Source organism: Paraburkholderia sp. RL17-373-BIF-A (genome assembly GCF_046030175.1).
In the GTDB taxonomy this organism is placed as follows: domain Bacteria; phylum Pseudomonadota; class Gammaproteobacteria; order Burkholderiales; family Burkholderiaceae; genus Paraburkholderia.
This window is the reverse complement of sequence record NZ_JARESO010000225.1, coordinates 1-1,868: the sequence shown is the minus strand read 5'-3', so window position 1 is coordinate 1,868 and position 1,868 is coordinate 1. Positions and strand designations below refer to the sequence as shown.

The window sequence follows — 1,868 nt, the reverse complement described above, 5'->3', positions numbered from 1 at the left end:
ATCAGCGCGAGTTGCAATTCTGATGAGTCAATGCGCGAACTGTTTTGTACGGCGCACGACCTGTGCACATACTTTCTTGTGCGAACCTGCGTTGACCGACTCGCGGGCGATGGGCAGCACACCATCGCGGATGCAATGGAACAGGTTAAGGTCAAAGGAGTGCACCGTGTCAAGATTCGCGACGCGAAGGGGCACCCGACGACAGTGACCCTTGAGGTTCGCTACCAGCAAATGACAGTGTTGCCGCCCATCGGTAAGCAGAATCGTTATCCGGCGCTGCAACTTACGGTAATTCACGCGCATGAGCGTGATGTGCCGCCGGGGCGCTCCGGAATCGAATGGAAGCTGCTGACCAACCTCTCGGTCCGATCGCGTGCCGAAGCAATCGAGAAGCTCGACTGGTACGCCATGCGATGGAAGATTGAAACCTTCCACAAAATTCTCAAGTCCGGGTACAAGGCCGAAGACTCGAAGCTGCGCACCGCCGACCGACTTGCGAACCTGATCTCAGTGTTTTGCATCCTGAGCTGGCGCGTATTCTGGCTCACCATGATCAGTCGGTGTGCACCGGAGGCCCCTCTCGATGCGGCATTCAGAGGTGGCGCCGAGAATTCGGACAGGTCGGTAAGTGGAAAAGCTGGGGCGTCAGTCGGTCATAATGGCCGGCAACAAGGAACCAGAAGATGACGAAACGCAACCGACGGACACACTCACCGGCGTTCAAGGCAAAGGTGGCACTCGCGGCGCTCAAGGGCGACAAGACGCTTGCCGAGCTGGCCCAGCAGTTTGATGTGCATCCGAACCAGATCACGGACTGGAAGAAGCAACTGCAAGAGCGTGTTGCCGAAGTGTTCGAGACGGGCCAAACATCGGCCGAGCCCCCGGTCGATGTGAAGGTGTTGCACGCGAAAATCGGGCAATTGACTTTGGAGAACGATTTTTTGGAAAGCGCGCTCGGCAAGGCGGGATTGCTGAGCGTAAAGCGATGATTGATCGCGAGCACGCATTGCCGGTGAGCCGGCAGGTGCGGCTGGTGGGCATTGCCCGTTCAAGCGCTTACTACCTGCCGCACCCGGTCACAAGCTGATGCGGCGGCTCGATGAATTGCATCTGGAGTTCCCGTTTGCCGGTGCGCGAATGTTGGTTCGCCTGCTCAAGCGTGAAGCTATCAGGGTCGGGCGCAAACACGTCGGCACTCTGATGAAGCGCATGGGCATTGAGGCGCTGTACTGCAAGCCGAACACAAGCCGCCGTCATGCGAAGCACAAGATCTGGCCTTATCTGTTGCGGGGCATGACGATCAATCGGGCAAACCAGGTCTGGGCACTGGATACGAGCTATATCCCGATGGCGCGCGGCTTCGTCTATCTGACCGCCGTGGTGGACTGGGCCAGCCGAAAGGTACTGGCCCACCGCGTGGCGATTACGATGGAGGCGTTGCACGCTGTCGAGGCGTTGGAAGAAGCGTTCGCGAAATACGGGCAACCTGAGATCGTCAACACCGACCAGGGCAGCCAGTTCACCGCGACAGCGTTCACCGACGCCGTGCTCGGCAGGGGCATCCGCCTGTCCATGGATGGCAAAGGCGCCTGGCGCGACAACGTATTCGTCGAACGCGTGTGGCGCAGCGTGAAATATGAAGAGGTGAATCTGAAAGCCTATGAATCAGTCAGCCATGCACGCTGCTCCATCGGCGATTACCTGAACCTTTACAACCAGAAACGGCCCCATTCAAGTCTGTCCGATCAGACGCCGGATGAGGCATACTTCGCGACGCTGCCAGCGATCAAATCGGCAGCTTGATGACCCCGGCGTTTCCACTTATAAACTCGATCTGACTGTCCGAACCAACGGCGCCACCTCTGCCC

General features: G+C 58.4%; 2 pseudogenes. Both read left to right on the top strand.

Annotated elements, in window-relative coordinates:
- A pseudogene (locus tag P0D80_RS49850) lies at nt 1-687 on the top strand (hypothetical protein); the annotation flags it as partial.
- A pseudogene (locus P0D80_RS49845) lies at nt 684-1,803 on the top strand (IS3 family transposase). The pseudogenes P0D80_RS49850 and P0D80_RS49845, both read left to right, overlap by 4 nt.
- Nucleotides 1,804-1,868: the final 65 nt, after the last annotated feature.